This window comes from Nocardia kruczakiae NBRC 101016, from assembly GCF_001612965.1.
Classification (GTDB): Bacteria; Actinomycetota; Actinomycetes; order Mycobacteriales; family Mycobacteriaceae; genus Nocardia; species Nocardia kruczakiae.
Map to the genome: position 1 here is coordinate 39,001 of NZ_BDBL01000046.1, position 24,759 is coordinate 63,759.

Sequence of the window (24,759 nt, forward strand, 5' to 3'; positions counted from 1 at the left end):
GATCACGTCGGGACCGATGATCGCGCGGGTTCGCTCCCGACGGTGGCGGGGCGAGCCCGGCATCCCCGGCGCGTTTTCGGCCGGAATCCGATTCGGATTCCGGCCGAAAACATGTCCGGGGCGTCGGCGGTATGGGACCGCGCCCCGGCGATCGCGCGCCGCTCAGCCCCGCGTCAGCGCGGCGTAGCGGGCGATGTGCTGGTCCGCGGAACCGTATTCGGTGCGAATCGCGGTGAGCCGCTTGAAGAAATGCCCGATCGCGAGTTCCTCGGTCATGCCCATCGCGCCGTGCAGTTGCACCGCGTGCTGGCCGATGAAGCCGGCGGCGCGGGCGACGGTGGCCTTGGCCGCCGCGGCGGCCCGGGCGCGGACCTTCGGTTCGGCGTCGAGTTTCAGCGTCACCAGGTAGGTGGCGGCCACCGCCTGTTCGAGCTCCAGGTGCATATCGACCATGCGGTGCTGCAGTACCTGGAAACTGGCGATCGGCACGCCGAACTGGCGGCGCTGCTTGCTGTATTCGACGGTGTCGGCCAGTACCCGCCGCATTCCGCCCACGGCCTCGGCGCAGATGGCGGCGATCGCCTCGTCGATGGCTCGTTCGACCGACTCGTCGGCCGCACCCTCGGTACCGAGCAGTGCGTCGGCGGGGACCCGGACGCCGTCGAGGACCAGATCGGCCGCGCGGCGTTCGTCGATCGTGCGGTAGGGGTGCTGCGTGAGACCGGCCGCGTCGGCCGGCACCACGAACAGTGACAGACCGGCCGCGTCGGGGGTGCGGGCGGTCACCAGCAGATGGGTGGCCAGCGGTGCGGTGGTCACCACCGCCTTGGTGCCGTCGAGGACCCAGTCGGCGCCGTCGCGGCGGGCGGTCGTCGCCACGCGTGCGAGGTCGTAGCCGGAGTCGGCTTCCAGGGCGGCGAAGGCGGTGATCACCGAGCCGTCGACGATGCCGCGCAACAGTTCCTCGGCCCGCGCGCCGCCGGCGCGGCGCAGCAGTCCGCCGCCCAGGACGGCGGTGTCGACATAGGGTTCGACGACCAGGGCGCCGCCGAGCGCCTCGGCGATGATCATGGTCTCGATCGCGCCGCCGTCGAATCCGCCGACACTCTCGGGCAGGCTCGCCCCCAGAATGCCGACCTCCTCGGCGAAGCCGCGCCAGATCTCCGGCTGATGGCCGGCGCCGACCCGCGCCGCGGCCCGGCTTTTCTCCAGATCGTAACGGGCGGCGAGAAATTCGGTGACCGTGTCACGGAGCAGTTGCTGTTCGGCAGTGAATTCGAAGTCCATCTCTCACAGTCCCAGGGTTGCCTTGGCGATGATGTTGCGCTGAATCTCGTTGCTGCCCGCGTAGATCGAGCCCGCGCGGTCGTTGAAGTACCGCAGCGGCGCGACGGCCTGCCACGGTTCGCCGCTGAGATATCCGTCGGCGGGCGCGACGAAGTCGGCGACCGGACCACCCGGCATGGCGGCGTGCGGCTGATAGGCGCGCCCGCGCGGACCGGCGGCCTCGAAGGCCAATTCGGTGAGCCGCTGGCTCAATTCGGTGCCCAGAATCTTGATCGTGGACGCGGCCGGACCCGGATCCTTCCCGCGCGAAATGGCCGACATGGTGCGGTATTCCAGGATCTCGAGGACGTCGGCCCGGATCCGGGCGTCGGCCAGTTTCGCCGCGAAGGCGGGTTCGTCGAGCAGGCTGGCGCCCGCGAAACCGGGCTGTCCGGCCGCGTGCTGGGCCAGCGATTCGGCCAGCACCTGCAGCGCCGGGCCGTAGGCCGAGCCGCCGCGCTCGAAGTTCAGCAGATGTTTGGCGACCGTCCAGCCCTCGTCGATGCGGCCGATGATGTTGGTCTTCGACACCCGGACACCGTCGAAGAACACCTGGTTCTGCACCTGCTCACCGGAGGTCATGACCAGCGGGCGGATCTCGATGCCGGGGGTGTCCATCGGGATCAGCACGAAGGTGATGCCCTGCTGTTTGCGTTCCAGTTTCGAGGTGCGGACCAGGGCGAAGATCCAGTTGGCCTCGGTGGCGTGGGTGGTCCAGATCTTGGAACCGGTGCACACCAGATCGTCGCCGTCGGAGACCGCGGCCATGGTCAGCGAGGCCAGATCGGAGCCCGCCTCGGGTTCGGAATAGCCCTGGCAGAAGAACACCTCGCCGGTGAGGATGCGCGGCAGGAAGTAGTCCTTCTGCTCCGGGGTGCCGAAGGCGATGATCGCGTGCGCGACCATCCGGATGCCCATCGGCGAGAGTGCGGGCGCGCCGGCGAGGGTGGATTCACGATCGAAGATGTAGTGCTGCGTCATGCTCCAGTCACAGCCGCCGTGGGCGACCGGCCAGGCCGGCGCCGCCCAGCCACGGGCGTGCAGGATGTGCTGCCACTGCATGCTGGCCTCGTGATCCGGGTACACGCTGGTGGCGAGCTGACCGGCGCGACGTAGTTCCGGGGTCAAATTCTCGTCCAGGAAGCGCCGCACCTCGTCGCGAAACGCCAGATCGGTGGGCGACCAGTCCAGATTCACGAAGAACTCCTTGTGCGATAAACGGGCCTCTACCTTCTCATTTACTCCGGGTCGAGCGCAAATGGTCGTTAACTTATTGAGGTAGCGAGCGGTGTGCCGAGACGATCCGCCGCAGGCTGGGCCAAGCCCGTGTGTGTCCGAAACACGCGCGGGGACTTGCGTTTCGGAGCCTTGTGTGAGGAAAGATGGACCCTCATGTACGCATCTCGAGTGCTTCGTGTGTTCGTCCGGGCGGTACCGGCCGTGCTGGTCGCGTTGCTCGCCGCCGCCACATTCGCGGTCGCCGGCGGCGTCGCCTCGGCAGCTCCGATGCCGCTGCCGTCGATCGACAGCGGTGGTGTCACGAGACTGGCGATCGCGCCCGGCCAGAACTCCGTCACCGGCCAGGGATCCGTGGTGGCGAACAAGATCGCCAATTACTCCATCGGATCGGTCGGGGGGCAGAAGCTGATCTTCGACATCACCTCGAACAACGGCCAGGCCCGCGTGACCGTGGCACCGCTGATCGGAGGTCCGGTCGCGTCCGACGTCCCGCACGCCGAGATCGTGGCCGACGGCCTCGACTACCAGATCTACGTCAGCTCCGCCGACGGCTCGCCCAGCGACTTCACGCTGACCGTCACCGCCGCCTGATTCCGGGCCCGATTCGGCGGATGCCGGGCGAACACGTTCGCCCGGCATCCGACCGGCAACGCCCCCCGACCGGGTAGCCTGACCGACTGTGCACCTCAAGAGTCTGACGCTGAAGGGATTCAAATCCTTCGCGTCCGCGACGACGCTGCGGCTCGAGCCCGGCATCACCTGTGTGGTGGGGCCGAACGGGTCCGGCAAATCGAACGTCGTCGACGCACTGACCTGGGTGATGGGGGAGCAGGGCGCCAAGGCGCTGCGGGGCGGGAAGATGCAGGACGTCATCTTCGCCGGTACCGCCGGACGCGCGCCGCTGGGCCGCGCCGAAGTCACGCTGACCATCGACAATTCCGACGGCGCGCTGCCCATCGACTACGCCGAGGTCTCGATCACCCGCCGGATGTTCCGCGACGGCGCCGGTGAGTACGAGATCAACGGCAACTCCTGCCGGCTGATGGATGTCCAGGAACTGCTGTCCGACTCCGGTATCGGCCGGGAAATGCACGTCATCGTCGGCCAGGGCCAGCTCTCGGCGATTCTGGAATCGCGACCCGAGGACCGCCGCGCCTTCATCGAAGAGGCCGCGGGCGTGCTCAAGCACCGCAAGCGCAAAGAGAAGGCGGTGCGCAAACTCGATGCGATGCAGGCCAATCTGGCTCGTCTGACCGATCTCACCACCGAACTGCGCCGCCAGCTCAAACCGCTGGGCCGCCAGGCCGAGGTGGCGCGGCGCGCGGCCACCGTCCAATCCGAACTGCGCGATGCCCGGCTGCGATTGGCCGCCGACGATCTGGTGGCGCGCCGGCGTGAACTGGAAAGCCAGCAGAGCAAGGAAGCCTTCGCCCGCGAACAGCAGATCAACGTGCAGGCCGAATTGGATGCCGCCAATGCCGCACTGGCGCAGCAGGAATTCCAGCTCTCCAGGCTCACGCCCGGCGCCGAGGCGGCCGCACAGACCTGGTTCCAGCTGTCGGCACTGGTGGAACGGGTCAACGCGACCATCCGGATCGCCCGTGACCGCGCCCGCAACCTCACCATCGAACAGCCCACCGGCACCGGCCGCGACCCCGAACAACTCGAGGCCGAGGCGGACCGGGTGCAGGCCGAGGAGGCCGAACTGCTCGAGGCGGTCGAGGTGGCTACGGCGACCCTGGAGGCCGCCCGCGATCAACTGCTCGACCGAGAACAGGCCGCCAAGGCCGCCGAACAGGCCCACCTGGCCGCGGTGCGGGCCATCGCCGATCGGCGCGAGGGCCTGGCCCGCCTGGCCGGGCAGGTCGATACCCTGCGCCACCGCGCCCAATCGGCCGACGGCGATATCGCCCGGCTGTCGGAGGCGCTGGCCGCCGCCCGGCAGCGCGGTGATGCCGCCGAGGCCGAATTCGAGTCCGTGCAAACCGAATTGAGCGAACTCGACGCCGGTGAGGAAGGCCTCGACGCCGCCTACGAACACGCCGCCCAGGCGCTGGAACTGGCCGATGCGCGGGTGACCGAACTGCGTGAAGGCGACCGCGAGGCCGGGAAGAAGGTCGCCTCGCTGACCGCCCGCATCGAAGCGCTGACCATGGGATTGGCCCGTAAGGACGGCGGCGCCTGGCTGCTGGACAACCGCGCCGACGGATTACAGGGCCGGCTCTCGGGAATGGTGCGGGTACACAGCGGATTCGAGGCCGCCGTGGCCGCCGCGCTCGGGCCATTGGCCGACGCCATCGCCGCGGATGCGCACCCCACCGCGCAGGCGGCGGTGCGGGCGCTCAAGGACGCCGACGGTGGCCGCGCAGCCGTCGTCTACGGCGGTGCCGCGCAGCCCCGCGGCGAGATCGGTGACCTGCCCGCGGGAGTGCGCCCGCTCGTGGAGGTGATCGATTGTCCGGACCCGCTGCGCGGTGCGGTCGCGGCGCTGACCGCCGGCACCGTGGTCGTCGACGATCTGGCGCAGTCGGCCGAAATCCTTTCCAGCCGACCGGAACTGCGGGTGGTGACCCGCGACGGCGATCTGAGCGGTTCGGGCTGGGTGCTCGGCGGTTCGGACCGGGCGCCGAGCCAGATCGAGGTGCAGGCCGATATCGATGCCGCCGCCGCCGAACTGGTGTCGTGGCAGCGGCAGGCCGAGGAGGTCGAGGCCGCGCTGTCGGGTGCGCTCGCCGAGCAGAACGATCGCAAACAGGCCGTCGACCAGGCGTTGCTGGCATTGCACGAATCCGATCAGGCGCTGGTCGCGATCTACGACCGGCTAGGCCGCCTCGGTGCGACAGCGCGCAGCGCGCACTCCGAATACGAGCGGCTGCTGGCCCAGCGCGCCGAGGCCGAATCCGCGCGCGACGAGAACCTGACGGCCCTGGCCGAACTCGAGAGCCGGCTGCGTCATGCCGAATCCGAGCAGTCCGATCTGGATTCCGATGCCGACGCGGGCACCGACACCGCTGGACAGGAGCGCGAAGAGGCCGCCGCGGCGCTGGCCGAGGCCCGCGCCATGGAGGTGGAGGCCCGGCTGTCGGTGCGCACCGCCGAGGAGCGCGCGGAATCGGTCCGGGGCAAAGCGGATTCGCTGCGCCGCGCGGCGCGCGCCGAACGCGAGACCCGCGCCCGCGCCGAACGGGCCCAGGCCGCCCGCCGTCGTGCCGCCGAGCTGGCGGCGGTGGTCGCCGAATCGGCCGAGCGGATCGCCGCCGAACTGGAAACCGTGGTGGGGGAGGCGGCCGCGCGGCGCGACGAACTGGTCCGCCGGCGTACCGAATGCGCCGGCCAGGTGGATCAGATCAAGGAGCGGGTGCGCGCGCTGAGCACGCAACTCACCCAGCTGACCGACGCCGTGCATCGCGACGAGGTCGCGCGGGCCCAATCCGCGCTGCGCATCGAGCAATTGGAAACCACCATCGCCGAGCAGTTCGGCATCGCGCTCGACGAACTCGTGGCCGAATACGGTCCGCACGTGCCGATGCCGCCGACCGCGCTGGAGATGCAGGAGTATGAGCAGGCCCGCGAGCGCGGCGACCAAGTGAGCCCACCGCAGGAAATGCCCTACGACCGCGCCACCCAGGAGCGCCGCGTCAAACGCGCGGAGAAGGATCTCGCCACCCTCGGCAAGGTCAATCCCCTGGCGTTGGAGGAATTCGCGGCCCTGGAGGAGCGCTACACCTTCCTGTCCACCCAACTCGAGGACGTCAAGAAGGCCCGCCAGGATCTCCTCGATGTGGTGGCCGAGGTCGACGCCCGCATTCTGCAGGTGTTCACCGAGGCCTACGAGGACGTGGAACGCGAATTCGTGCAGGTGTTCGGCCGCCTGTTCCCCGGCGGCGAGGGACGGCTGCTGCTGACCGACCCCAGCGATATGCTCACCACCGGTATCGAGGTGGAGGCGCGGCCGCCGGGTAAGAAGGTGAAGCGGCTGTCGCTGCTGTCCGGTGGCGAGAAATCCCTTGCCGCCGTGGCGTTTCTGGTGTCGATCTTCCGGGCCCGTCCCTCCCCGTTCTACGTGATGGACGAGGTCGAGGCGGCCCTGGACGACACCAACCTGCGCCGACTGATCGGGCTTTTCGAGCAGTTGCGGGAGAAGTCGCAGCTGATCGTCATCACCCACCAGAAGCCGACCATGGAGATCGCCGACGCGCTGTACGGCGTCAGCATGCGCGGCGACGGCATCACCCAGGTCATCTCGCAGCGACTGCGCGGGGAGAATCTGGTGGGCGCGACGACCTAGTTGCCCGCCGCGAACCGGGACTTCAGAACCGCGGCGCCGGTGGTGGCCAGCCAGGTTTCCAGGCTCTGCAGGCCCGGGTGGATCCGGCGAATCTGCTCGATATCGGCGTGCCAGCCGTGGCCTTGATGGCTCAGACGCCACGTGTTGCCGATCTGTGCACCCAGTTCGTCGGCCTCCGCCTCGGTGATCTCGCGGTACCGCACCGGATATCCGGTCGCGCGGGAGATCAGCTCCACCGCGGCGGCGGGGGTCACGGCATCGCCGGCGAGTTCGAGCGTCTGCCCGGAGAACCGTTCGGGATCGGCGAAGGCCAGCGCGGCCACCGCGGCGATATCGTCCACCGCGATCATCTGCGCCGGGCGATCGGCCGGAAACAGGTGGACGTTCACCCCAGCGACGAAGCCGTCGAGCGGCAGCCCCTGCGCCAGATAGTTCTCCATGAACCGGACCGGGCGCAGCACGGTGTAGCGCATGCCGCTGTCGGCCAGCGCCTGCTCGATCTGCCGCTTTCCGGCGCTGCCCCAAGGGATTTCGTTGTCGAACGAGGCCACGCCGGTGAAGACGATGTGGTCGGTTCCGGCGTTGCGGGCAGCGTCGATCACGGCGGCGCCGCGGGCCGCCTCCAGATCGACATCCCAGCCGTCGGGCCCGAAGGCCGCGGGTGGCACGAGGAAGACGCCTCGTGTTCCGGCTACCGCCGCGGTCAGGGTGGACGGGGCGTCGAAGTCGCCGACGGCCACTTCCGCGCCGAGGGCGGCGAGTTCGCGTGCCGCCTCGGCGGCGGGATCACGGACCAGGATGCGGACCGGGAACTTGTGGGCGAGCAGCGCGCGGGCCGTGGCACCGCCCTGCTGGCCGGTCGCGCCGGTGACGAGAACGAGGTTGTTCTGAACGGTCATTTCGGAGGAGCCCTTTCGATAGAATCGGGTCGGTCGACCCGTATTCGCACGATAGGAGCAGCGTTGTCGTCTCCGCTATCCGCCGACGCGGGGTTTCGTTACGGCGTGCGCGCACCGGCACCCGCAGCGCCGGGCACCCGAATCGACGCGCGCCGCAACCGGGCTCGTGTGCTCGCCGCCGCCCAGCGGGCCTTCGCCGAATCCGGAACGTCGGTGTCGCTGGCCGAGATCGCCCGCCGCGCCGGTGTGGGGGCCGGCACCGTGCATCGCCATTTCCCGACCAAGACGGACCTGCTCGAGGCCGTGCTGCAGCAACGGATGGACCAGCTCACCGCGCGGGCGTTGATGCTGCGCGACGATCCGGACCCCGCCGCGGCCTTCCTGGGATTCTGCGCGGAGGTCGTCACGCGCACGCCCGGGAACAAGGCGATGTGCGATCTGCTCGACGCCGACGACGGCTGGCCGCGGATGCTGCTCCGGGATGCGGGCGAGCGATTTCACCTCGCCCTCGGGCAGCTGCTGGAAGCGGCGCGGCGCGCGGGCGGGGTACGTGCCGACCTGAGCCTGGCCGATGTGCTGGCGATCTTCACCGGTTGCGTTGCCATGCAGCGTGTTTCGAATGCCCGCGACGAACTGTCCCGCCCCGCCGCCATGCTGCTGGCGGCGATGCGCGCCGACCCGGCCGTAACGAAACCGGCGAACTTTTCCCATGGCCGTAACGAAACGACGGTGGCCGACGGGAATCGTGACGGCGGCAGTTGCCCGATCTGCGGGGCGGACGTAGCGCATGCGGAGACCGGACGGCCCGCCCGGTACTGCTCGTCCGCGTGCCGGCAGAAGGCCCACCGGCTGCGCCGTGCCGCGAGTGCGGCGGGAAGGAAGCCGGTCATCACCGAGTGACCCACGGCGCCACGAGGATTCGGCCGGTGATCGAAGGTGGACCGGCCGCTACGTATCGGTATCCGGAATCTCGCGTGCAGTGCGCCGGGCCGGCGACAGGGTGACGGTGCCGGCCGGCAGGTCGACGATCGGGTCGTCACCGGCGAGACGGTCGTCGACCTTCGCGATCGCCACCCATTCCTTGCGCTCGTGAATGTGTTTGCGCGGCGATCAGCGCGATACCGGCCGTAGCCCGTCGAACACGATGGTGAGCACTCGGTCCACCGCCGCCGGATAGGACTCCCCGGGCTGGGCGTAGACCTGCACGGTCATCAGGAGACCGACCTCGGTGAGACCGACATCGGTGCGCGCTGGTCGCGGGGCCGGGTCGCTGTCGTGGGAGATGCCGCCTCATGCCTGTCGCTGTTCGGCGACGGATCGAGCCTGGCCATCGCGGGCGCACACACCCTGGCCGAGGAACTCGCGCGGGCGCCGCACGACCCGGCTACGGCGTTGGGACGCTACGAGCGGCGGCATCGCGATCGGATCGGCGCCTCGCATCGAGGGGTTCGATTCGCCTCGGCGTTGATGGTGCCCGGGACGCGTCCGGCTATCGGGCTGCGCAATACCGCGGTTCGCCTGTTCGCCGCCGCGTGACGCTCGCCCGCAGACCGTTCGTGAGGAGTCTGGTTCGCCGGAAGCTCGAGCCTGCGGCGGCACGATCGCCGATTCGGTCCGCGACTACAACAGGTCGCTCACGTCGTCGGGCACGTCGACGGCGTATTTGCGCAGGGTTTCCATCGGCACGACCTCGAGTGCGTTCTCGTGGGTCGCGGCCAGGACGACCGGCGCGGCCACTCCGTCCTCGTGGGCGTGCAGCCACCGCACCGCGACCACACACCAGCGGTCGCCGGGTTGCAGGCCGGGGAAATTGTTCTCCGGGCGTGGGGTCAGCAGATCGTTGCCGATCGATTTCTGATGCTCCAGGAACTCCTGGGTCACAACAGTGCAGACGGTGTGGCTACCCAGATCCTCGGGGCCGGTGCTGCAGCAGCCGTCCCGGTAGAAGCCGGTGAGAGGATCGGTGCCACACTCCTCCAGCGGTCCCCCAAGCACATTTCGATCGGTCACGAGCCGATCCTATTGTCTCTGTGTCGGATTCGCCGCGCCTTGGGCGGTTGGTATCGGGACGGTTGCCGGTGATGCGTGGCCGGACGGCTTATCGTCCGACGTCGTCGGCGTGTCGGACGTACTCGGACAGTTGCGCGGATAGTGACGAATCGCCCGTACCGTCGCGGGCGCGACACCCGCCTGCCGCCACGCAGGCGCGTTCGCGGGTTCTGACAGGATGGGAACCGTGACTGCGCAAGCCTGGATTCTGATCGCCGCGATCGTCGCTGTACTACTGGTGGCGTTCGTTGCCGGATTCGTCCTGTACAAGCGCCGCCGAGTGAGCATCACCCCGGCGGAGGAACCGGACAAGCAGCTGACCGACCGATCGGGCGGGTACACCGCAGCCGGTGGCTTCAACTTCAGTCAGGGCGGTGCGGGCTCCGGCACGCTGACCCCACCGCGCCCCGAACCGGTCCCGATCGAACGCACCGACGACGAGGGTCAGCCGCATGTCGGCGACGATGCCGCGATCCCGCGCGACTCGGTGCGCCGGACCATCACCGACGTGCGGTTGCCGGAACCGGAAACCCTCGCCGACCGCCCGGCGGACGGGGCGACCGCGACCGCGCCCACCGTCGAACCGGAAACGACGGAAACCCCCGGCGACGGTGTGGCCGCGCCGGAAGCCCCGGCCGAAGCTCCCGCCGCGCCGCCCTCGACCGACGGCGCCACCGCGGTCACGCCCGCCCCCGTCGAGACACCCGAATCCGCGCCGGTTGATTCGGCTCCGACCGCGGCGCCGAGCGCCCCGACCGCGCCTACTCCGACGGCACCGACTCCGACAGCGCCCACCCCCACCGCACCGGCGCCCCAGCCCACCGCGGTGGAGGAGATCGAACCCACCGCCGGTCGCCTGACCCGCCTGCGCGGGCGGCTCTCGCGGTCGCAGAACGCGGTCGGCAAGAGCCTGCTCGGCCTGCTCGGCGGCGGTGACCTCGACGAGGACTCGTGGGAAGAGATCGAAGACACCCTGGTCATGGCCGACCTCGGCACCTCGGTCACGACGACCGTGGTCGAGCGGCTGCGCGAGGAACTGGCCGCGCGCAGCGTGCGCACCGCCGAACAGGCGCGGCAGGTGCTGCGGGATGTGCTGATCGAGGCCCTGCGCCCGGACCTGGATCGTGCGATCCGGGCGCTGCCGCATGCCGACCATCCGTCGATCCTGCTGGTCGTCGGCGTGAACGGCACCGGTAAGACCACTACGACCGGCAAATTGGCGCGCGTCCTGGTCGCCGACGGCCGGCGCGTGCTGCTCGGCGCCGCCGACACCTTCCGCGCCGCCGCCGCCGACCAGCTGCAGACCTGGGGTGAGCGGGTCGGCGCCGATACGGTCCGCGGCCGCGAGGGCGCCGATCCGGCATCGGTGGCCTTCGACGCGGTCAGCACCGGCATCGAAGAGGGTGTCGACGCGGTCCTGGTCGACACCGCCGGTCGCCTGCACACCAAGACGGGCCTGATGGACGAGCTGGGCAAGGTCAAGCGCGTGGTGGAGAAGAAGGCCGCCGTCGACGAGGTCCTGCTGGTGCTCGACGCGACCGTCGGGCAGAACGGCCTCACCCAGGCCCGGGTCTTCGCGGAGGTCGTCGACATCACCGGCGTGGTACTCACCAAACTCGACGGCACCGCCAAGGGCGGCATCGTCTTCCAGGTGCAGCACGAGCTCGGCGTGCCGGTGAAACTGGTCGGCCTCGGCGAGGGCGCCGACGATTTGGCCCCCTTCGAACCGTCCGCCTTCGTCGACGCCCTCCTCGGATAGCGGCGAGCAGCGAAAACGGCAGTTCCTCCTCATTTCGACACGATCCTCACAGTGCGCCGACATGCGCTGTGTGCGCGCTGAAACCTGGTAGCAACACGGCGAGCGGATCCGTTCACGCATGCGAAACATCGCGGCGGCACGGATGAAACACCAGATCGCGACCCTTCTGTGCAGGCTCGTTTGCCGCAGTTTCGGCCGGGCCCGAGATGAGGAGGAACAAGGTGGCGTATCCCTTGCTCGGTGTGCCCGACACCGGCGACACCGCGTGGATGCTGGCGAGCTCCGCGCTCGTTTTGTTGATGACCCCGGGGCTGGCGTTCTTCTACGGCGGTATGGTCCGCTCGAAGAACGTGCTCAACATGATCATGATGAGCATCAGCGCGATGGGCATCGTCGGCGTGCTGTGGGCGCTCTACGGCTTTTCCGAGGCATTCGGTGACAACAAACTCGGCCTGATCGGCAACCCCGCCCAGTTCTTCGGGCTCAAGGGCCTGATCGGCGCCAATGCCGTCAAGGCCAGCCCGGCCGACCCGTCGACCGGCGCGTCGGCGGTGGATCAGGTGAACATCCCGCTGGCCGGCACCATCCCGATGACGGTGTTCGTGGCGTTCCAGCTGATGTTCGCCATCATCACCGTGGCTCTGATCTCGGGTGCGGTCGCCGACCGCATGAAGTTCCGCGCATGGGTGGTCTTCGCGATCGCGTGGTCGACCATCGTCTACTTCCCGGTCGCGCACTGGGTGTTCGACTTCGACGTCAAGGACGCCGCGGGCAACATCGTCCACCACGGCGGCTGGATCGCCAACAAGCTGCAGGCCATCGACTTCGCCGGTGGTACCGCGGTGCATATCAACGCCGGTGCCGCGGGCCTGGCGCTGTGCCTGGTGCTCGGCAAGCGCAAGGGCTGGCCGAAGACGCCGATGCGCCCGCACAACCTGCCCTTCGTCATGCTCGGCGCCGGTCTGCTGTGGTTCGGCTGGTTCGGCTTCAACGCCGGTTCCGCGGTGAGCTCCAACGGCCTGGCCGGTTCCACCTTCCTGACCACCACCTTCGCCACCTGCGCCGCGATGATCGGCTGGCTGGTCGTGGAGAAGTTCCGCGACGGCAAGCCCACCAGCCTCGGCGCCGCCTCGGGCATCGTCGCGGGCCTGGTCGCGATCACGCCGTCCTGCTCGTCGGTGAACGTGCTGGGCGCGCTGGTGATCGGCGCGGTGGCCGGTGTGCTGTGCGCGCTGGCGGTCGGCCTGAAGTTCAAGCTCGGTTTCGACGACTCGCTCGACGTGGTCGGCGTACACCTGGTCGGCGGTGTGGTCGGTACGCTGCTGATCGGTCTGTTCCTCACCCCGGAATCGGGTGCGGGCGCCGGCGGTGCGAAGGGATTGTTCTACGGCGGCGGTTTCGATCAGCTCGGCAAGCAGGCCGTCGGTGCCTTCACCGTGCTGGCGTTCTCCTTCGTCGTCTCGCTGATTCTGGGTCTGATCATCAAGTACACGATCGGCATTCGTGCTTCCGAGGAAGACGAGTTCAAGGGTATGGACGAGTCGGAGCACGCGGAGACGTCATACGATTTCGCTGCTGTGGGTGGCACGGCACGTACCGCCGTCAAGGAGGCATGACGCAATGAAACTGATCACTGCAATCGTCAAACCGTTCACACTCGAGGACGTCAAGTCCGGGCTCGAGCAGGCCGGTGTGCTGGGAATGACGGTCAGCGAAGTCCAGGGGTACGGCCGCCAGAAGGGGCACACCGAGGTTTACCGCGGCGCGGAGTACTCGGTCGATTTCGTGCCGAAGGTACGGGTCGAGGTCGTCGTGGACGACGCCTCGGTCGAAAAGGTCGTCGAGGTGATCGTCGAGGCCGCGCGCACCGGCAAGATCGGTGACGGCAAGGTCTGGGTGACCCCGGTCGAATCGGTGATCCGGGTCCGAACCGGTGAACGCGGTGCCGACGCACTATAGGAGATGAAGGATTCGGGCAGCCCCGCTCCTGGCACCGGCCGGGGACGGGGCTGCCCGCATGAACGGGTGGTGGTTGCGGGTATGAGTGCAGACGAATTGTCCCAGGGCGCCAAGGAACTGGTGGCCGCCCGAGATCAACTGCTCGACGGTGGTGATACCCGGCGCCCGCGGCTGAGCGCCGAGGCGCTGCGGCAGGCGCTGGTCGACCTGCACGAGCTGTGGTTGACCACCAAGGGCGCGGAGCTGGGCATCACCGCCGACAGCGGGCTGGCCGTGGTGGCGGTCGGGGGACTGGGCCGGCGCGAGATGTTGCCGTATTCCGATCTGGATCTGGTGTTGCTGCACGACGACGTCGATCCCGCGCGGGTCGCCGAGGTGGCCGACCGGCTCTGGTATCCGCTGTGGGACGCCCACATCAAACTGGATCACAGCGTGCGGACCGTGCCGCAGGCGCTGCGGGTGGCCGCCGACGACCTCACCGCCGCGCTCGGCATGCTCGATGCCCGCCACATCGTCGGCGACGCGGAGCTGAGCAATCTGCTCATCGGTGGCGTGCGCCGCGAATGGCGTACCGGAATCCGTTCCCGCTTCGGGGAATTGGTGGAACAGGCGCAGGCGCGGTGGAAGCGCAACGGCGAGATCGCGCATCGGGCCGAACCCGACCTCAAGAGCGGTCGCGGTGGGCTGCGCGATATCCAGCTGCTCGACGCGCTGGCCGTCGCCCAGCTGACCGACGCCATGCCCGGCCTGGGCCCCGACGTTCCCGGCGGCGGTCTCGAGGCCGCCCACCGCCGGCTGCTCGACGTGCGGACCGAACTGCATCGGGTGGCCGGGCGTTCCCGCGATCAGTTGCGCGCCCAGGACGCGGACGAGATCGGCGCCGCGTTGCGCATCGGCGATCGATTCGATCTGGCGCGCACGCTCAGCGATGCGGCCCGCACGGTCGTCTACTCGGTCGACGTCGGCCTGCGCACCGCCGGCAACGCGCTGCCGCGCCGCGGTCTGGCCCGGCTACGGCGCCTGCCCATTCGCCGGCCGCTCGACGAGGGCGTGGTCGAACACGCCGGCGAGGTGGTGCTGGCCCGCGACGCACGACCGCAGCGCGATCCCGGGCTGATCCTGCGGGTCGCCGCCGCCTCGGCGCGCACCGGTCTGCCGATGTCGGCGACCACCCTCAACCGCCTGTCCGAAGACGCTCCCGAACTGCGCGAGCCGTGGCCGCGCGAGGCGCTCAACGATCTGCTGGTACTGCTCGGCGCCGGCCGCAATACCATCGACGCGGTGGAGGCCCTGGATCGAACGGGCTTGTGGGGCAGGCTCTTTCCGGAATGGGGAGCGGTGCGCGACCTGCCGCCCCGCGATGCCGTGCACACCTGGACCGTCGACCGCCACCTGGTCGAGACCGTCGCCTACGCCGGTGCGCTGAGCACGCGCGTCGCCCGGCCGGATCTGCTGCTGCTCGGAGCGTTGCTGCACGATATCGGCAAGGGCCGCACCGAGGATCACAGCGTGGTGGGTGCCGAACTGGCCGACCGGATCGGTCATCGGCTGGGTCTGTGGCCCGACGATGTACGCAGCCTGGCGACGATCGTGCGGCATCACCTGTTGCTGCCCGAAACGGCGACCCGGCGCGATCTCGACGATCCGGCGACCGCCGCCCGTGTGGTCGACGCCTTGGGCGGTGACCGGCAGCTGCTGGAGCTGCTGCACACCCTCGCCGAGGCCGATTCACTGGCGACCGGTCCGGGTGTGTGGGGGGAGTGGAAGGCGTCCCTGATCGGGGAGCTGGTGCGCCGCGGCCACGCCGCGATGGCGGGAGAGCCCGCACCGCAACGGGTTTCGCCCGCGCCGACGGTGGTCGACGCGGCCGTCATGGACAAGGTCGCGGCCGGTGGCGTGCATGTGGAATTGGCGCCCGGCGACGGGCGCTACATCCACGTCGTCACGGTCGTGGCTCCCGATACTCCGGGTCTGCTCTCGGAGGCGGCCGGGGTGCTCGCCCTGCATTCCCTGCGGGTGCTCTCCGCGACCTTGACGGCTTCCGGAGACACCGCGATCGACACCTTCGTGGTGACACCGACTTTCGGCAATCCGCCCGACGCCGGCCTGCTGCGCCAGGAGCTGATCCGCGCGATCAACGGCGATCTGAAGCTGGCCTCCGTGCTGGCGGACAAGGAGCGCGAGGCGGCGGCTCGGACCAGCCGGTACGCGCAGGCTCAGCCGAAGGTGATCTGGACCGAGGTCGACCGGCCCGGCGAGGTGGTGCTCGAACTGCGCGCCGAGGATCGCATCGGCCTGCTCAGCCGGTTGGCCGCGGCGCTGGCCGCCCAGGGTGCGGATGTGCGGTGGGCGAAAGCGGACACGATGGGCTCGGTGGTGGTCGACTCGTTCGGCCTCGGTCTGGGTGAGGACGACACTCCGCAGCGGCGCCGTGCCATCGAGGCGGCGCTGCTGGGGGTCGTCCCGCATCAGGAGCCGAAGAAACCGAGCGAAACGGACACCGGCGCCGGCGCCGGTTAGGTTTACCAACCTCCCGCCGGTTATCGGGCCAACCTGGTCGTTTGGTCCGTAATGAGGTAACCAGATCGTTGCGGCAACCTCTGCTGGATGTGATGTCTGCCACTCTACGATCTGGGTAGATCGTGAAGTTGATCGTGATCGCTAGCTGTTCGAGCTGTTGCTGTACCTGTCCGGCGAGTTGGGTGCGTTGAGGGGAGCAGGTCGATGGCAAACGAAGTCGTGTCCTCATCCATGATCACCAGCGATTCGACCCACCACATCGCCCGCTGTGTCGGCGGCGACCACTGGGTGGTCTCCTGGCTTCCGGGCCGGACGTTGACCGGCGGGCAGGCGGTAGCGGCCATGAAGCTGGCCGGTGCGCTCGTCGACGGCACGCCGGGTGACTCCGACTGGGCGTCCCTGGACGCCATGGCACTGCCACTGGGGCTGACCGGCCGCGAGGCGGTCTATCTGGTGGCCTACGAACAGCACGACTTCAGCCGGGCCCCGCGGCCGCGGCACAGCGCGCTGTCCTGACCGCAGTCCCGGTGACGGTCCTGCCGCCGGGTCGGCGGCAGGCCTTGGACTAGGGCGAATCCACCGATCGCGGAGTTGCCCGTACCCTGGTAACCCGAGTGACGTCCCTCGACGAGACCAGGAGCGCGATCGGTGTTCGAATCCCTTTCCGACCGGTTGACCGGTGCCCTGAAGGATCTGCGTGGCAAGGGGCGTCTGTCACCGGCCGATATCGACGCGACCGCGCGCGAGATCCGGCTGGCCCTGCTCGAGGCCGACGTGGCGCTGCCGGTCGTGCGGCAGTTCATCGCCCGCGTCAAGGAACGCGCCAAGGGCGCGGAGGTATCGGCCGCGCTGAACCCCGCGCAGCAGGTCGTGAAGATCGTCAACGAGGAATTGATCGGCATCCTCGGTGGCGAGACCCGGCGCCTGCAGTTCGCGAAGAACCCGCCCACGGTCGTCATGCTCGCAGGTCTGCAAGGTGCCGGTAAGACCACGCTCGCGGGCAAGCTCGCGAAATGGCTGAAGGGCCAGGGGCATACCCCCTTGCTGGTGGCCTGTGACCTGCAGCGGCCGGGCGCCGTCACCCAGTTGCAGGTGGTCGGCGAACGGGCCGGGGTCCCGGTGTTCGCCCCGCATCCGGGGACGTCGATCGGCGGCGGCGACAACGCCCTCGGCGTCACGGCCGCCGACCCGATCCGCGTCGCCGAGGCAGGCATCGAGGAAGCCAAGCAGAAGCACTACGACATCGTCATCGTCGACACCGCGGGCCGCCTCGGTATCGACGAGGAGTTGATGCGCCAGGCCGCCGGCATCCGCGACGCGGTGCGCCCGGACGAGACGCTGTTCGTCCTCGACGCCATGATCGGCCAGGACGCCGTCAGCACCGCCGAGGCCTTCCGCGACGGCGTCGGCTTCACCGGTGTCGTGCTGACCAAACTCGACGGCGACGCCCGCGGTGGCGCCGCGCTGTCGGTCCGCGAGGTCACCGGCGTCCCGATCCTGTTCGCCTCCACCGGTGAGAAGCTCGAGGACTTCGACGTCTTCCACCCCGACCGCATGTCGAGCCGCATCCTCGGCATGGGCGATCTGTTGACCCTGATCGAACAGGCCGAACAGGTCTACGACCAGCAGCAGGCCGAGGAGGCCGCCCGCAAGATCGGCTCCGGCGAACTCACCCTCGAGGACTTCCTCGACCAGATGCTGGCCATCCGCAAGATGGGCCCGATCGGCAACCTGCTCGGCATGCTGCCGGGCGCCGGCCAGATGAAGGATGTGCTGGCCCAGGTCGACGACAAACAACTCGACCGGGTGCAGGCCATCATCCGCGGTATGACGCCCGCCGAGCGGGCCAATCCGAAGATCATCAACGCCTCCCGCCGCCTGCGCATCGCCAACGGCTCCGGCGTCACCGTCACCGATGTGAACCAGCTGGTCGACCGCTTCTTCGAAGCCCGCAAGATGATGGCCGCGATGGGCCGGCAGATGGGTCTGCCGGGCGCGCGCCGCAACGCCAAGGGCAAGAAGGGGAAGAAGGGCAAGAAGGGCGGACGCGGACCGACGCCGCCGAAGGGGATGCGCGGAGGATTCCCGGGGATGCCGGGTCTGCCGGGCGGAATGCCGGGGATGCCCGCCGCGGGGATGCCGGATCTGTCGAATATGCCCGCGGGGCTGGACGAATTGCCGCCGGGTCTGGAGGGATTCGACCTGAGCAAACTGAAGTTCCCCAAGAACTGAGTTGTGTAGCGAGCGATGCGGACGGCGCCTGGTGGTGCCGTCCGCATCGTTGTCCGGGGACTCGTCGACCACGCATCTCGCACGCACTCCGTCGCGATCGCAGCGGTAGTTTGGGGAGCGGCGGTGAGGCCGGAGCGGGCGACATGGTCAGGAGGCGGTATGCGGATGCATCTGCGCGGGGTGGTTCTTCCCGATGACGAGGTGCGGGACCTGTGGGTTCGCGACGGGGTGATCTCGTACGAGCCGGTGCCCGATGCCGAAACCCTATGTGACACAGGCTGGCTCGTGCCCGGCCTCGTCGACGCCCACTGCCACGTCGGCATTCGCTACGGCGGTGGGCACGAGGATCGCGAGGGCGCGATCGCCCAGGCCGAGGTGGAACGCGATGCCGGGGCGCTACTGCTGCGCGATGCCGGATCGCCGATCGACACCCGCTTCATCGACGACCACCACGAACTGCCGAAGATCATCCGGGCCGGCCGCCACATCGCTCGGCCCAAGCGGTATATCCGCGAATTGGGCATCGAACTGGACGACGAACGCGACCTGCCCGAGATCGTCGCCGAACAGGCGCGCTTCGGCGACGGCTGGGTCAAGATCGTCGGCGACTGGATCGATCGGTCCGCCGGTGATCTGCGGCCGCTGTGGAGCGACGCGATCCTGAAGGAGGCCATCGACGCCGCGCACCGGGAGGGCGCCCGCGTCACCGCGCACGTCTTCGGCGAGGATGCGCTGCCCGGCCTGATCAACGCCGGCATCGACTGCCTCGAGCACGGCACCGGACTCACCGACGACACCATCGAGATGATGGCCGAACACGGCACCGCCCTGGTGCCCACCCTGGTCAATATCGACACCTTCCCCGATATCGCCGACAGCGCCGGCAAATTCCCGGTCTACGCTGCCCATATGCGCGATCTGCACCGCCGGGTCCGCGGCACCGTCGCCGACGCCCATGCCGCGGGGGTGCCGATCTATACCGGCACCGACGCCGGCGGTTCGATCAAGCACGGCCGTATCGCCGACGAGATCGACGCGCTGGCCGGGGCCGGGTTGTCGCGGCACGAGGCGCTGGCGGCGGCGTCGTGGCGGGCGCGTGAGTGGCTCGGCCGGCCGGGCATCGAGGACGGGGCACCGGCCGATTTCGTCGTCTACCGCACCGATCCGCGGTCGAGCCGCGATGCGCTCGACGCCCCGGCATACGTCGTCCTCCGCGGGCGGGTGTATCCGGGCCGCGATCCGGTCACCGGACACCGGTAGGGGTGTCGGCGCGCCGAACGGTTCGGCAACGGCGCTGGTCACCGATCTCCACATGCTCGGCGAACGGCCCGCTCGATTCCGGGGCGATTTCTCCGGGTGCGGGCGTATCTGGCACAATGAACGACCGTCCTCATCGACAAGCGCGATCCGCTCGCGGTGCCGTGTTCGAGGACAGTGTCAGCCCGTCTCCGGTTACGTACCGCGCGGCGGTCACACACTCAACGCAAAACCGGGCCCACACCCCGTGCGGGCTGCTGAATTGCGCCGTGACCACTCAGGCTGCCCCCGGGCGGCCGCCATCGAAAGGCATCGATACAGCCATGGCTGTCAAGATCAAGCTGACCCGTCTGGGCAAGATCCGCAACCCCCAGTACCGCATCGTCATCGCCGATGCGCGCACCCGCCGCGACGGCCGCGCCATCGAGAACGTCGGCAAGTACCACCCGAAGGAAGAGCCCTCGCTGATCGAGGTCGACTCCGAGCGCGTGCAGTACTGGCTGGGCGTCGGCGCGCAGCCGACCGAGCCGGTCAAGCGTCTGCTGGAGATCACCGGCGACTGGCAGAAGTTCAAGGGCCTGCCGGGCGCCGAGGGCACCCTGAAGGTCAAGGCCGCCAAGCCGAGCAAGCTGGACCTGTTCAACGCCGCCCTGGCCGCCGCCGACAGCGAGCCGGTCGCCGAGGCCGTCACCCCCAAGAAGAAGAAGTCCAAGGCCGCCGAGGGCGAGGCCGAGGCCGCGACCGAGGCTGCTGAGTAACGTGAGCGAGCGCAGCGAGCGAACCAACAGCACAGCTGCCACCGCAGTCATGCCGGAACCGAGCGCCAGCGAGGTGGAGGCATGAGTGCGGTCGTCGCCGATGCCGTCGAGCACCTGGTGCGTGGCATCGTCGCCAATCCGGACGACGTGCGCGTCGATCTGATCACCAGCCGGCGGGGACGCACCGTCGAGGTCCACGTCCACCCGGACGATCTGGGCAAGGTGATCGGCCGCGGCGGTCGTACCGCGACCGCGCTGCGCACCCTGGTCGCCGGTATCGGTGGCCGGGGTATCCGGGTCGACGTGGTCGACACCGATCAGTAGATGGAACTGGTAGTCGGGCGGGTCGCCAAATCGCACGGTGTGCGCGGCGAACTCGTGGTCGAGGTACGTACCGACGAACCCGAACTCCGCTTCGCTCCCGGCGCCCGCCTGCGTGGCCGGGCGCCGAGAAGTGAGGCGGTGGACATATTCACGGTGGAGTCGGCCCGAGAGCATTCGGGCCGGCTTCTCGTCCGTCTCGAGGGTGTCGGCGATCGCACCGCCGCGGATGCGTTGCGCGGCACCCTGTTTCTCGTCGACACCGATGATCTTCCGCCGTCGGAGGATCCCGACGAGTTCTACGATCACGAACTCGAAGGACTGAGCGTGCGGCTCGCGGACGGGACCGAGATCGGCACCGTGAACGAGGTATTGCATTCGGCCGCGGGCGAATTGCTGTCCATCCGAGCCGGTGCGGGTGCCGGTGGGCGCGCCGGTCGTGAAATTCTGGTGCCCTTCGTGACCGCGATCGTGCCGACCGTGTCGCTCGCCGAGGGCCTGATCGTGATCGACCCACCCGAAGGCCTGCTGGACGAGGAGTAGTGATGGCGACCGGAGCCGACGAACCCGCGCAGCGCTCGTCAGCTCTGCGCATCGACGTCGTCACCATCTTCCCCGAATATCTCGAGCCGCTGCGAACGGCGTTGCTGGGCAAGGCGATCGAGAAGGGCATAGTTCGACTCGACGTGCACAATCTGCGGCGCTGGACCCACGATGTGCACCAGTCGGTCGACGACGCGCCCTACGGGGGCGGCCCGGGCATGGTCATGAAACCCGTCGTCTGGGGTGATGCGCTCGACGAGGTGTGCCCGGACGAGGCATTGCTCGTCGTCCCGACGCCGGCCGGTGTGCCGTTCACCCAGGAGACGGCCCAGCGCTGGTCTGCCGAATCGCATCTGGTCTTCGCCTGCGGCCGCTACGAGGGTATCGATCAGCGCGTCTTCGACGATGCCGCCCGCCGGGTCCGGGTGGAAGAGGTCAGCATCGGCGACTACGTCCTGATCGGCGGGGAGGCCGCCGTGCTGGTGATGACCGAGGCGGTGGTGCGCCTGATCCCCGGGGTCCTGGGCAATCAGGCCTCCCACCAACAGGATTCGTTCTCCGACGGCCTGCTCGAAGGCCCCAGCTACACCCGGCCGGTGAGCTGGCGCGGACTCGATGTGCCCGAAATTCTGCTGTCGGGTAATCACGCGCGCATCGAGGCGTGGCGGCATGAACAATCGGTGCTGCGGACCAGGCAACGGCGCCCGGATCTGTTGCCGCCGGAGTAACCGAACACTCTGCGCGACAGGACTTCACCGCGCCGCGATCCGGCACCCGCGCCGCTGTCGTATCGCGTGCCGAACGTCGCCGACGCGCCAGTGACAGGGTGCGGATGTGTGGTCGCCCGGAATATCGGGTTCGATCGCGGTCACGAGATCGGCGAGGCTGTGGCCAGCCACTTTTCGGCCGTTTCCGTTCCCGGCACGCCGACGCCGGGTGCGGCTGTGTGAGCACCGGCCGCTCCACCTGGTCTGCTGTCGGCGGCCGACGGTAGTGTCAGCCAGCGTGACGACAGCCTCCGAACCCGTCAGCACCGAAGCAACCACCGGCACGGAAGCCTCCGTGGGCACCGCTCCGGCCGACGCCCCCGCCACCGGTAAGGTCCGCCTGGCCAGTGTCGGCAGGCGGATCGCCGAGGAGCTCTCGGTCCGTGACGAACAGGTCCGCGCCGCCGTAGAGCTGCTCGACGGCGGGTCGACCGTGCCGTTCATCGCCCGCTACCGCAAGGAGGTGACGGGCGGGCTCGACGACGCGCAGCTGCGGCAACTGGAGGAGCGGCTGCACTACCTGCGCGAACTCGACGAGCGCCGGAACTCGATCCTGGAATCCATTCGCGGGCAGGGCAAATTGGATGCCGCGCTGGAACAGCAGATCATGCTCGCGGAGACCAAGGCCCGCCTCGAGGACATCTACCTCCCCTACAAGCCCAAGCGGCGCACCAAGGCGCAGATCGCCCGCGAAGCCGGGCACGAACCGGTCGCGGACGCCCTCATCGGCGACCCCGCCACCGATCCGGCCGGCTACACCGCCGAACAGCTCGACGGCGCCCGCGCGATTCTGGTGGAGCGATTCGCCGAAGACGCCGACCTCGTCGGTGAACTGCGCGAATTGATGTGGGAGCGCGGACAGGTCACCTCGCGGGTCCGGACCGGTAAGGAAGAGGCCGGGGCCAAATTCGCCGACTACTTCGAATTCAGCGAGCCCTTCGCCAAACTGCCCTCGCACCGCATCCTCGCGCTGCTGCGCGGCGAGAAGGAAGATGTGCTGAGCCTGTCGCTCGAACCCGACACCGAGGAACCGGAACCGGGGCAGCGCACCATCTACGAGGGCCGCATCGCGCACAAGTTCGGCATCGCCGACCAGGGGCGCCCGGCCGACACCTGGCTGCTGGACACGGTGCGCTGGGCGTGGCGGACCAAACTGCAGGTCAGCCTCGGCATCGATATCCGGATGCGGTTGCGGCAGTCCGCGGAGAAGGACGCCGTCGACATCTTCGCCGCCAACCTGCGTGACCTGCTGCTCGCCGCACCGGCCGGCACCCGCACGACCATGGGCCTGGATCCGGGCTACCGCACCGGCGTGAAGGTGGCCGTGGTGGATGGCACCGGCAAGGTGGTGGCCACCGAGACGATCTACCCGCACAAGCCGCAGGGCCAGACCGAGAAGTCGCTGGCCGTCCTCGGTGCGCTGGTGGCGCGGTTCGACGTGGAGCTCATCGCGATCGGCAACGGCACCGCTTCCCGGGAAACCGACGCCCTTGCCGCGGAACTGATTTCGCGGATCGGTGCGACGCCCGGCGCGCGGAAGCCGACCAAGATCGTGGTGTCGGAAGCGGGCGCGTCGGTGTATTCCGCCTCGGCGTACGCCTCGCAGGAGTTGCCGGAACTGGACGTCTCGTTGCGCGGCGCGGTCTCGATCGCGCGCCGGCTGCAGGATCCGCTGGCCGAGCTGGTGAAGATCGAGCCGAAGTCCATCGGCGTCGGCCAGTACCAGCACGACGTCTCCGAGACGCTGCTGGCCCGGTCGCTGGGTGCGGTGGTCGAGGATGCGGTGAACGCGGTCGGTGTCGACGTCAACACCGCCTCGGTGCCGCTGTTGTCCCGCGTCTCCGGTATCGCGTCCTCGGTCGCGGAATCGATTGTGGCGCATCGCGATCAGAACGGACCGTTCCGCAGTCGCACCGCGCTGCTGGGAGTTCCGCGGCTGGGCCCCAAGGCGTTCGAACAGTGCGCGGGCTTCCTGCGCATCCGCGGCGGCGACGATCCGCTGGACTCCTCGGCCGTGCACCCCGAGGCCTATCCGGTGGTGCGCCGGATGCTGGAGGCGACCGGACGCGACGTACCCGGCCTGATCGGCAACACCTCCGCCCTGCGGGCACTGCGGCCGAGCGAATTCACCGACGAGAAATTCGGTGTGCCGACCGTCACCGACATCATCGCCGAACTCGAGAAGCCGGGCCGTGACCCGCGCCCGGAGTTCAAGACCGCCGAATTCGCCGCCGGTGTGGAGAAGGTCGCCGACCTCGAACCCGGCATGGTGCTCGAAGGTGTGGTGACGAACGTGGCCGCCTTCGGCGCCTTCGTCGATGTGGGAGTCCATCAGGACGGGCTCGTCCACGTCTCGGCGATGTCGCATTCGTTCGTCCGCGATCCCCGCGAGATCGTGAAGTCCGGTGACGTGGTGAAGGTGAAGGTGCTGGAGGTCGACGTCGCCCGCCAGCGCATCGGCCTGAGCCTGCGCCTGGACGACGAGCCCGGTGCCGGCAAGCCCGAGAAGGGCGGCGCGGGCCAGCGCGGCGGGCAGAACCGCGGTGGCCAGCCGCGTGGCGGCCAGGCCAATCAGGGCCGTGGCGGCCAGGATCGTGGCGGTCAGGATCGCGGCGGACAGAACCGTGGCGGCGGCCAGAACAAGGGGCAGGGCCGAAATCAGCAGCGCCGCAGCGCGCCCGAGCCGTCGGGTGCGATGGCGGATGCGCTGCGCCGCGCCGGTTTCGGGCGGTAAGGCCTCGGCGGCCGTCGCATGCGGGTTTGTCCCGACCGCGGCGGCCGGGTACGGGACAATGGAGTCGCGGGTTCGATCTCGGTGATCGGCCCCGCGGGGCATCACTAC

21 protein-coding genes are annotated in these 24,759 nt (G+C 69.1%); 16 read left to right on the forward strand and 5 right to left on the reverse strand.

The genetic code is table 11. The features are described from left to right. Positions 1 to 162: 162 nt before the first annotated feature. The gene (locus NK1_RS27595; protein ID WP_063013361.1) at positions 163 to 1,287 is read right to left on the reverse strand and encodes an acyl-CoA dehydrogenase family protein; all 1,125 of its coding nucleotides are present in this window, start codon (positions 1,285 to 1,287) and stop codon (positions 163 to 165) included. Between the two features lie 3 nt (positions 1,288 to 1,290). Then, positions 1,291 to 2,523 carry an acyl-CoA dehydrogenase family protein gene (locus NK1_RS27600; protein WP_063013363.1) on the reverse strand — a complete coding sequence of 411 codons (1,233 nt, stop codon included), beginning with the start codon at positions 2,521 to 2,523 and terminating at the stop codon, positions 1,291 to 1,293. A gap of 210 nt (positions 2,524 to 2,733) precedes the next feature. On the opposite strand from NK1_RS27600, the gene NK1_RS27605 reads away from it, so the two are divergent. Both NK1_RS27605 and smc read left to right on the forward strand, forming a co-directional pair. Beyond that, complete coding sequence (locus tag NK1_RS27605; RefSeq protein ID WP_157104468.1) at positions 2,734 to 3,156, forward strand: hypothetical protein; 423 nt, start codon at positions 2,734 to 2,736, stop codon at positions 3,154 to 3,156. Between the two features lie 88 nt (positions 3,157 to 3,244). Then, positions 3,245 to 6,853, forward strand: a complete 3,609-nt coding sequence (gene smc, locus NK1_RS27610; protein WP_063013366.1) for a chromosome segregation protein SMC — start codon at positions 3,245 to 3,247, stop codon at positions 6,851 to 6,853. On the opposite strand, the gene NK1_RS27615 is transcribed toward smc, so the two are convergent. Further along, positions 6,850 to 7,752 (reverse strand): NmrA family NAD(P)-binding protein, encoded by a 903-nt coding sequence (locus NK1_RS27615; RefSeq protein ID WP_084461636.1) that lies wholly within the window; start codon positions 7,750 to 7,752, stop codon positions 6,850 to 6,852. The two genes, smc and NK1_RS27615, sit on opposite strands and share 4 nt — an antisense overlap. Positions 7,753 to 7,815: 63 nt before the next feature. On the opposite strand from NK1_RS27615, the gene NK1_RS27620 reads away from it, so the two are divergent. After that, positions 7,816 to 8,652, forward strand: a complete 837-nt coding sequence (locus NK1_RS27620; RefSeq protein ID WP_245660867.1) for a TetR/AcrR family transcriptional regulator — start codon at positions 7,816 to 7,818, stop codon at positions 8,650 to 8,652. A gap of 48 nt (positions 8,653 to 8,700) precedes the next feature. Here NK1_RS27620 and NK1_RS36090 read toward each other — a convergent pair whose 3' ends face one another. Then, positions 8,701 to 8,826, reverse strand: coding sequence for a hypothetical protein (locus NK1_RS36090; protein ID WP_281189188.1), 126 nt, complete (start codon positions 8,824 to 8,826; stop codon positions 8,701 to 8,703). Positions 8,827 to 9,027: 201 nt separating this feature from the next. Here NK1_RS36090 and NK1_RS27625 point away from each other — a divergent pair, with 201 nt between their 5' ends. After that, positions 9,028 to 9,288 (forward strand): Rossmann-fold NAD(P)-binding domain-containing protein, encoded by a 261-nt coding sequence (locus tag NK1_RS27625; RefSeq protein ID WP_063013370.1) that lies wholly within the window; start codon positions 9,028 to 9,030, stop codon positions 9,286 to 9,288. A gap of 84 nt (positions 9,289 to 9,372) precedes the next feature. On the opposite strand, the gene NK1_RS27630 is transcribed toward NK1_RS27625, so the two are convergent. Next, positions 9,373 to 9,762 (reverse strand): DUF2237 family protein, encoded by a 390-nt coding sequence (locus NK1_RS27630; protein ID WP_030513055.1) that lies wholly within the window; start codon positions 9,760 to 9,762, stop codon positions 9,373 to 9,375. Positions 9,763 to 9,988: 226 nt separating this feature from the next. Between NK1_RS27630 and ftsY the strand changes: the two genes are divergently transcribed. The 12 genes from ftsY to NK1_RS27690 all read left to right on the forward strand — a co-directional run bounded on the left by ftsY (position 9,989) and on the right by NK1_RS27690 (position 24,651). Further along, positions 9,989 to 11,560, forward strand: a complete 1,572-nt coding sequence (gene ftsY, locus NK1_RS27635; protein WP_063013412.1) for a signal recognition particle-docking protein FtsY — start codon at positions 9,989 to 9,991, stop codon at positions 11,558 to 11,560. 206 nt (positions 11,561 to 11,766) lie between these two features. Continuing rightward, a complete protein-coding gene (locus NK1_RS27640) occupies positions 11,767 to 13,176 on the forward strand; it encodes an ammonium transporter (RefSeq protein WP_157104469.1) in 1,410 nt (469 codons plus the stop codon). Between the two features lie 4 nt (positions 13,177 to 13,180). Beyond that, positions 13,181 to 13,519 carry a P-II family nitrogen regulator gene (locus tag NK1_RS27645; protein ID WP_030513058.1) on the forward strand — a complete coding sequence of 113 codons (339 nt, stop codon included), beginning with the start codon at positions 13,181 to 13,183 and terminating at the stop codon, positions 13,517 to 13,519. Positions 13,520 to 13,522: 3 nt separating this feature from the next. After that, positions 13,523 to 16,039: a [protein-PII] uridylyltransferase gene (locus NK1_RS27650; RefSeq protein WP_084461638.1), complete on the forward strand. Its 2,517-nt coding sequence runs from the start codon at positions 13,523 to 13,525 to the stop codon at positions 16,037 to 16,039. A 204-nt stretch (positions 16,040 to 16,243) separates the two neighbouring features. Then, positions 16,244 to 16,555, forward strand: a complete 312-nt coding sequence (locus tag NK1_RS27655; protein WP_063013374.1) for a hypothetical protein — start codon at positions 16,244 to 16,246, stop codon at positions 16,553 to 16,555. A gap of 132 nt (positions 16,556 to 16,687) precedes the next feature. Continuing rightward, positions 16,688 to 18,271, forward strand: coding sequence for a signal recognition particle protein (gene ffh / locus NK1_RS27660; RefSeq protein WP_063013376.1), 1,584 nt, complete (start codon positions 16,688 to 16,690; stop codon positions 18,269 to 18,271). A 165-nt stretch (positions 18,272 to 18,436) separates the two neighbouring features. After that, positions 18,437 to 19,531: an amidohydrolase family protein gene (locus tag NK1_RS27665; RefSeq protein WP_063013417.1), complete on the forward strand. Its 1,095-nt coding sequence runs from the start codon at positions 18,437 to 18,439 to the stop codon at positions 19,529 to 19,531. Positions 19,532 to 19,851: 320 nt separating this feature from the next. Continuing rightward, positions 19,852 to 20,286, forward strand: a complete 435-nt coding sequence (gene rpsP, locus NK1_RS27670; protein ID WP_063013378.1) for a 30S ribosomal protein S16 — start codon at positions 19,852 to 19,854, stop codon at positions 20,284 to 20,286. An 81-nt stretch (positions 20,287 to 20,367) separates the two neighbouring features. Then, positions 20,368 to 20,610 carry an RNA-binding protein gene (locus NK1_RS27675; protein WP_036503663.1) on the forward strand — a complete coding sequence of 81 codons (243 nt, stop codon included), beginning with the start codon at positions 20,368 to 20,370 and terminating at the stop codon, positions 20,608 to 20,610. Further along, entirely contained in the window at positions 20,611 to 21,150 is a 540-nt protein-coding gene (rimM, locus tag NK1_RS27680) for a ribosome maturation factor RimM (protein WP_063013380.1), read from the forward strand. A gap of 44 nt (positions 21,151 to 21,194) precedes the next feature. Further along, entirely contained in the window at positions 21,195 to 21,878 is a 684-nt protein-coding gene (trmD, locus tag NK1_RS27685; protein ID WP_063013419.1) for a tRNA (guanosine(37)-N1)-methyltransferase TrmD, read from the forward strand. Positions 21,879 to 22,212: 334 nt separating this feature from the next. Beyond that, entirely contained in the window at positions 22,213 to 24,651 is a 2,439-nt protein-coding gene (locus tag NK1_RS27690) for a Tex family protein (RefSeq protein ID WP_157104470.1), read from the forward strand. The last annotated feature ends 108 nt before the right edge of the window (positions 24,652 to 24,759 follow it).

Coding starts and splice junctions, on each gene's coding strand:
- NK1_RS27595 (WP_063013361.1), bottom strand. CDS start 1,287: ATGGACTTCGAATTCACTGCCGAACAGCAACTGCTCCGTGACACGGTC.
- NK1_RS27615 (WP_084461636.1), bottom strand. CDS start 7,752: ATGACCGTTCAGAACAACCTCGTTCTCGTCACCGGCGCGACCGGCCAG.
- NK1_RS27640 (WP_157104469.1), top strand. CDS start 11,767: ATGAGGAGGAACAAGGTGGCGTATCCCTTGCTCGGTGTGCCCGACACC.
- NK1_RS27645 (WP_030513058.1), top strand. CDS start 13,181: ATGAAACTGATCACTGCAATCGTCAAACCGTTCACACTCGAGGACGTC.
- NK1_RS27650 (WP_084461638.1), top strand. CDS start 13,523: ATGAAGGATTCGGGCAGCCCCGCTCCTGGCACCGGCCGGGGACGGGGC.
- NK1_RS27655 (WP_063013374.1), top strand. CDS start 16,244: ATGGCAAACGAAGTCGTGTCCTCATCCATGATCACCAGCGATTCGACC.
- NK1_RS27665 (WP_063013417.1), top strand. CDS start 18,437: ATGCATCTGCGCGGGGTGGTTCTTCCCGATGACGAGGTGCGGGACCTG.
- rpsP (WP_063013378.1), top strand. CDS start 19,852: ATGGCTGTCAAGATCAAGCTGACCCGTCTGGGCAAGATCCGCAACCCC.
- NK1_RS27675 (WP_036503663.1), top strand. CDS start 20,368: ATGAGTGCGGTCGTCGCCGATGCCGTCGAGCACCTGGTGCGTGGCATC.
- rimM (WP_063013380.1), top strand. CDS start 20,611: ATGGAACTGGTAGTCGGGCGGGTCGCCAAATCGCACGGTGTGCGCGGC.